This is a genomic window from Aeromicrobium sp. (assembly GCF_036675695.1).
GTDB lineage: Bacteria > Actinomycetota > Actinomycetes > Propionibacteriales > Nocardioidaceae > Aeromicrobium.
The window spans coordinates 1-5633 of the sequence record NZ_JAKFEL010000222.1; the positions used below are offsets into that span (position 1 = coordinate 1).

The window sequence follows — 5633 nt, forward strand, 5'->3', positions numbered from 1 at the left end:
ACTGGCACCTGAAGCCAGCGCGTCTACCATTCCGCCACTCGCGCGTACGGTCCCGGCATTCGATGCGCAGGACCGAGGAATGAGTCTAACAGGCTGAAATGCTGTCCGATTCGTCACTCCGGCGCCGCACGAGAAGTCGCCTCTGAGTGGTAGCCCGATACGATCGCAGGGAACACCAGTGATGACAACGAAAGGCGGAAGCTGATGGCGGGGGTGCTGCAGCGATTTGAGCAAAGACTCGAAGGAGCCGTGACTGGCGCCTTTGCACGCGCGTTCCGCAGCGCGGTCCAACCCGTCGAGATCGCCGCTGCCCTGCAGCGCGAGGTCGACAACTCCGCCCACGTCCTTTCACGCGAACGCATGCTGGTGCCCAACGACTTCACCGTCGAGCTCTCGCCGACCGACTTCGAGCGCCTGGCGCCGTTCAGCGGCACGCTCGCCGAAGAGCTGGCGACACTTGTCAAAGAGCACGTCATCGACCAGCGCTACACCATGACCGGCCCGCTGAACATCGAGTTCAAGCAGACCGGCGAGCTGAGCACCGGCCGATTCCGCGTACGCAGCCGTACCAACTCCTCCGTGACCCCCGTCGAAGGTCAGCGGATGACCGAGACTGCCATCCGCTCATCCGGTGTGGTGATCGAGGTCAACGGCATGAAGCACCCGATCAGCCCTCCCGGCATCGTGATCGGTCGAGGCAACGAAGCCGATCTCAAGATCGACGACCCGGGCATCTCGCGCCGTCACGCGCAGATCGCGGTCAGCCGCAACGGTGGCGACACCGATGTCACGGTGACCGACCTCGACTCCACCAACGGCGTCATCCTCAATGGACACAAGGTGGGCAGCGGTGTCGTGACCGACGGAGCCGAAATCCGCCTCGGCAACACCGTCATCGTGGTTCGGCTGTCGGAGACAACCTGATGTCAGAACTGACACTCACGCTGATCAAGCTCGCATTCTTGGCAGTGCTGTGGCTATTTGTCCTGTCGGCAGTTTCGGTCATCCGATCGGACATCTTCGGCACCAAGGCTCCCGTTCAGGCGCGCCCCGCGAAGGCGAAGGCCAAACCGACGTCCCGTTCTCGCAAGGCTCCGCGTGGCGTACCCACCAAGCTGCAGGTCGTCTCGGGTCCCAACGCGGGGCAGAGCGTTCCGCTGGGCGACAAGCCAATCCTCCTCGGCCGCGGCACGGACGCCGCAATCCGACTCGACGATGACTATGTGTCGACGCGTCACGCGCGCTTCGCGACCAATGGCGAGCAGTGGTTCGTCGAAGACCTCGGATCCACCAACGGCACCTACCTCGGCAGCCAGCGCATCACCTCGCCCATTCCGATCGGCATCGGCATCGCCGTCCGACTCGGCAAGACCATCGTCGAGCTCCAGAAGTAGTCCATGACTTCTCTTACATATCGCTATGTCGCCCTGACTGACACCGGTCTGCGCCGACCCGCCAATCAGGACTCCGGATACGCCAGCCCGCGGCTCCTGGTGATCGCCGACGGTATGGGTGGTGCTGCCGCGGGCGACCTCGCCTCAGCCGAGGCGATGCACATCATCCGCCAGCTCGATCGTGATCTCGACGTCGATGCCATGGCCGCTCTCCAGCAGGCCGTCACCGCCGCGAACGCGCGACTCGGCCAGCTGATTGCCAACGACCCTGCCGTCGAAGGCATGGGAACCACGCTCGAGGCGATGCTGTGGGACGGCTCCAAGATCGCGTTTGCCCACCTGGGTGACTCGCGCGCCTACCGTCTGCGTGACGGTGCGCTCGAGCAGATCAGCACCGACCACACGTTCGTGCAGAGCCTGGTCGAGGAAGGCAAGATCAGCCGAGACGAGGCCCGCGTACACCCGCATCGCTCGCTCTTGCTTCGTGCTCTGCTGGGCCGCGACGACAACGAGGCCGACTACAACTGGCTGCAGCCGATGCTCGGTGACCGCTACCTCCTGTGCAGCGACGGCTTGTCCGACATGGTCGGCGACAACGTCATCGAGATGGCGCTCAGCGCCGAGACAATCGATCTCGCCGCAACTGAACTGGTCCGCCTGGCGCTCGAGGCCGGCGGCTACGACAACGTCACCGTCGTCATAGCCGAGTTCGTCGAGAAGGGTGCAGATGTAGACGAGCACCTTTCGTCATCCGACGGACAGCCGCAACTCGTCGGCGCTGCCGCCGGACCGGCTCGCCCGCGAACGAGTCGGCGTTCCGAGCCCAAGACCTCCGAATCGCAGACCGTCGACCCCGAGGAGATCCGCTACGCACCACGCCCGCCGAGCCGCAGGCGCTGGCTCCGCTGGACAGCGCTCGGCATCGCAATTGCCGCGATCCTCGCGATCGCCGGGGGAGTCGCCTACAACTGGTCGCAAAACCAGTACTTCGTCGCCTCGCAGGACGGCAAGGTGACGATCTACAAGGGCGTCCAGGCCGACATCCCCGGCATCACGCTGCAGCACGTCGATGAGATCACCGAGGTCGAGGTCTCCACGCTGCCCGATTTCCGCGCCAAGCAGGTGCGAGCGGGGATCGAGGCCTCGAGTCGAGCTGAGGCTGAGCAGATCGTCAAGAACCTCGACCAGGTCGCCATCAAGCCGACCCCGACGCCAACACCCAAGCCGAAGCCCAAGGACACAGAGACCACGACTTCTTCGGCGGTATGGCTGCGATGACCACGCCCGCGTGGGTGCCTCGCAAGCGCCGGGGGGCCGAATTCTTTCTCACCGTCCTGGCGGTGACGATTGGGATCACTGCGTACGCGGCGGTCGGACTCGGCGTCGAAGGCACCATCCCGGGCGACACCTACAAGCTCGGCTTCGCGCTGATCGTGGTGGCCATCGCGACTCACCTCATCGTGCGCCGGGTCGCCCCGTACGCCGATCCGGTGCTGGTCCCGCTCGTCATTGCGCTCAACGGTCTCGGTCTCGCGATGATCTATCGACTTGATCTTGGACGCCAGCAGGTCAATCCTGATCGTCAGGCCTTCGCCAACGGCCAGCTCGTATGGACCGCGATCGGTATCGCCGCCTTTGCCGCGATCCTGATCCTCGTACGCGATCATCGGCGCCTGCAGACCCTCACCTACACGTTCGGCGCGGTCGCCATTCTCTTGCTGATCCTCCCGCTGATGCCCGGCATCGGCCGCACCATCAACGGCGCACGCATTTGGATCAACCTCGGTCCTTTCAGCTTCCAGCCCGGTGAGGCCGCGAAGGTGTGTCTCGCGATCTTCTTCGCGGGCTATCTCGTGGTCAAGCGTGATGCGCTCGCCCTCGCGGGTCGCCGCATTGCCGGCATCGACCTGCCCCGCGGTCGCGACCTCGGACCGATCCTCGCGGGTTGGCTGATCAGCGTCGGCATCCTGGTCTTTCAGCGCGACCTCGGGTCGTCGCTGCTGTTCTTCGGCTTGTTCGTCGTCATGCTCTACGTCGCCACTGAGCGTGCAGGCTGGCTGGTGGTCGGCGGCGTGCTGTTCGCGCTCGGCGCCTACTTCGGCTACTTGGCCTTCGGTCACGTACGGGTCCGATTCGATGCGTGGCTCGATCCGTTCGGCGACCCCGACCGCAACGGGCAGATCATCAACGGCTTGTTCGGGTTGGCGCACGGTGGTGTGCTCGGTCAAGGGTGGGGTCTCGGAAGTCCCCAGCTGACCCCGTTCTCGTTCTCCGACTTCATTGCCGCATCGATGGGCGAAGAGCTCGGTCTCGCCGGGCTGATGGCCATCCTGATGATCTACGGGCTCATCGTCGAGCGCGGTCTCCGCATTGCGCTGACCTGCCGTGATGCATTCGGCAAGCTCCTTGCAGCGGGCTTGGCGTTCTCGTTCGCGCTGCAGGTTTTCGTCGTCATCGGCGGCGTCACACGCCTCATCCCACTGACGGGCCTGACGACGCCGTTCATGGCACAAGGCGGCTCGTCGATTGTCATGAACTGGGTCATCATCGGGCTGTTGCTGCGCATCAGCGACCAGACGCGTCGCCCGGCACCAGAGATCTCCACGTTCGAGCACGACGAGGAGACGCAGGTGGTGAAGCGATGAACCGCCCCATTCGCAATATCGCCATCGCCGCCCTCGTGCTGTTCATGGCGCTGCTGGTCAACGTCAACTACGTGCAATTCGTACAAGCCGACAGCCTCAACTCCAAGAACGGCAACAAACGGGTCATCAACGAGGAGTACTCGCGCGATCGCGGGCCGATTCTGGTCAGTGGCAAGCCGATCGCGGAGAGCGTGAAGAGCAAGGACGAGTACAAGTTCCAGCGGCGCTACCCCGACGGGAAGCTGTACGCGCCGATCACCGGCTACTTCTCCTACATCTTCGGCAACGATCGAGGCATCGAGAGCACCGAGAACGGTGTGCTCTCCGGCAGCGACAACAGGCTCTTCGTCAACCGCGTCGTCGATCTCATCTCCAACAAGCAGCCCCAGGGCGGCAGCGTCGAGCTGACGATCGATCCGCTGGCTCAGAAGACAGCCGCGAGCGGGCTCGAGGCGCTCGGTGAAGACACCAAGGGCGCAGTCGCGGCGATCGATCCACAGACAGGCGCCATCCTCGCGATGGTGACCCAGCCGTCGTACAACCCCAATCGACTCGCCAGCCACGACTTCAGCAAGGTCCAGCAGGCCTGGGAGCAGCTGACCACCAGCAAGAACCGGCCGATGTCCAACCGTGCGGCGCAGGAAGTACTGCCACCCGGATCGACGTTCAAGCTCGTCACGGCCGCAGCAGCGCTCGAGAACCTCGACATGGAGCCCAGCGACAAGGTCAAGGGCGGCCGTGCCCTGTCGTTCCCCGGCACCTCGTTCAAGCTCCCCAACCAGGACGGCGGCAACTGCGGCGGCAACTCGATCACGTTCGAGCGCGCCCTCAACGTCTCGTGCAACGTCAGCTTCGGCGACCTCGCCCTCAAGATCGGCCAGGAGAAGCTCGCTGAACAAGCTGAGAAGTTCGGCTTCGGCGCCACTCCGCTGACCCAGCTTCCGTCGAGCTCAAGCCGGTTCGCACCCGCCGACCGCCCGCTGGAGCGCACCGAGCTGGCCCTGTCCGGCATCGGTCAGTTCGAGGTCGCAGCGACTCCGCTGCAGATGGCGATGGTCACGGCGGCCGTCGCCAACGACGGCAACGTCATGAAGCCGCATGTCGTCAAGACGGTGCGATCGCCCAACCTCAGCGTTCTCGACCAGGCGGAGCCCGAACGGATCAGCGAGGCAATGACTCCCTCCAACGCCGCCAAGCTTCGTCGGATGCTGATCAGCACCGTCGACAGCGGCACGGCAACGTCGGCCCGCATCCCCGGAGTCGAGGTCGGCGGCAAGACCGGCACCGCGCAGTCGACGCCCGACCGCCCGCCGTACGCATGGTTCGTCGCGTTCGCGCCAGCCGACAACCCGAAGGTCGCCGTAGCCGTGCTCGTCGAGTCCACCGACGTCGGTCGTGACGAGATCTCAGGTGGCCGTCTCGCCGGGCCGATCGCCCGAGCCGTCATTGAGGCGGTGCTCGGCAAATGATTCAACGAACGTCGAATGCGGCGATGTGCGCCGGACCCATTCATACTTCCAACAACCGTATTGAGAGACTGACACCATGACCGAACCCGTCGATGAGCCAATCCGCCTCGGCGAGCGCTATGAGC

Annotated in this window: 5 protein-coding genes; all 5 read left to right on the forward strand. The window is 64.5% G+C overall.

Translation table 11 applies throughout. The annotated features are described in order from the left end of the window. Positions 1–204: 204 nt before the first annotated feature. The 5 genes from V6M39_RS14230 to V6M39_RS14250 are packed head-to-tail and all read left to right on the forward strand — an operon-like array spanning position 205 to position 5508. The gene (locus V6M39_RS14230; RefSeq protein WP_332644472.1) at positions 205–924 is read left to right on the forward strand and encodes a DUF3662 and FHA domain-containing protein; all 720 of its coding nucleotides are present in this window, start codon (positions 205–207) and stop codon (positions 922–924) included. Beyond that, positions 924–1394, forward strand: a complete 471-nt coding sequence (locus tag V6M39_RS14235; protein WP_332644473.1) for an FHA domain-containing protein FhaB/FipA — start codon at positions 924–926, stop codon at positions 1392–1394. Before V6M39_RS14230 ends, V6M39_RS14235 begins: the two co-directional genes overlap by 1 nt. A gap of 3 nt (positions 1395–1397) precedes the next feature. Continuing rightward, positions 1398–2672: a PP2C family protein-serine/threonine phosphatase gene (locus tag V6M39_RS14240; protein ID WP_332644474.1), complete on the forward strand. Its 1275-nt coding sequence runs from the start codon at positions 1398–1400 to the stop codon at positions 2670–2672. Further along, positions 2660–4039 carry an FtsW/RodA/SpoVE family cell cycle protein gene (locus V6M39_RS14245; protein WP_442880812.1) on the forward strand — a complete coding sequence of 460 codons (1380 nt, stop codon included), beginning with the start codon at positions 2660–2662 and terminating at the stop codon, positions 4037–4039. The genes V6M39_RS14240 and V6M39_RS14245 overlap by 13 nt, the downstream gene beginning before the upstream one ends. Next, positions 4036–5508, forward strand: a complete 1473-nt coding sequence (locus V6M39_RS14250) for a peptidoglycan D,D-transpeptidase FtsI family protein (RefSeq protein ID WP_332644476.1) — start codon at positions 4036–4038, stop codon at positions 5506–5508. The genes V6M39_RS14245 and V6M39_RS14250 overlap by 4 nt, the downstream gene beginning before the upstream one ends. Positions 5509–5633 lie beyond the last annotated feature (125 nt).

Bases quoted from the DNA above. Each gene is read 5' to 3' on its own strand.
- V6M39_RS14230 (WP_332644472.1), top strand. From the start codon at position 205: ATGGCGGGGGTGCTGCAGCGATTTGAGCAAAGACTCGAAGGAGCCGTG.
- V6M39_RS14240 (WP_332644474.1), top strand. From the start codon at position 1,398: ATGACTTCTCTTACATATCGCTATGTCGCCCTGACTGACACCGGTCTG.
- V6M39_RS14245 (WP_442880812.1), top strand. From the start codon at position 2,660: ATGGCTGCGATGACCACGCCCGCGTGGGTGCCTCGCAAGCGCCGGGGG.
- V6M39_RS14250 (WP_332644476.1), top strand. From the start codon at position 4,036: ATGAACCGCCCCATTCGCAATATCGCCATCGCCGCCCTCGTGCTGTTC.
- V6M39_RS14235 (WP_332644473.1), top strand. From the start codon at position 924: ATGTCAGAACTGACACTCACGCTGATCAAGCTCGCATTCTTGGCAGTG.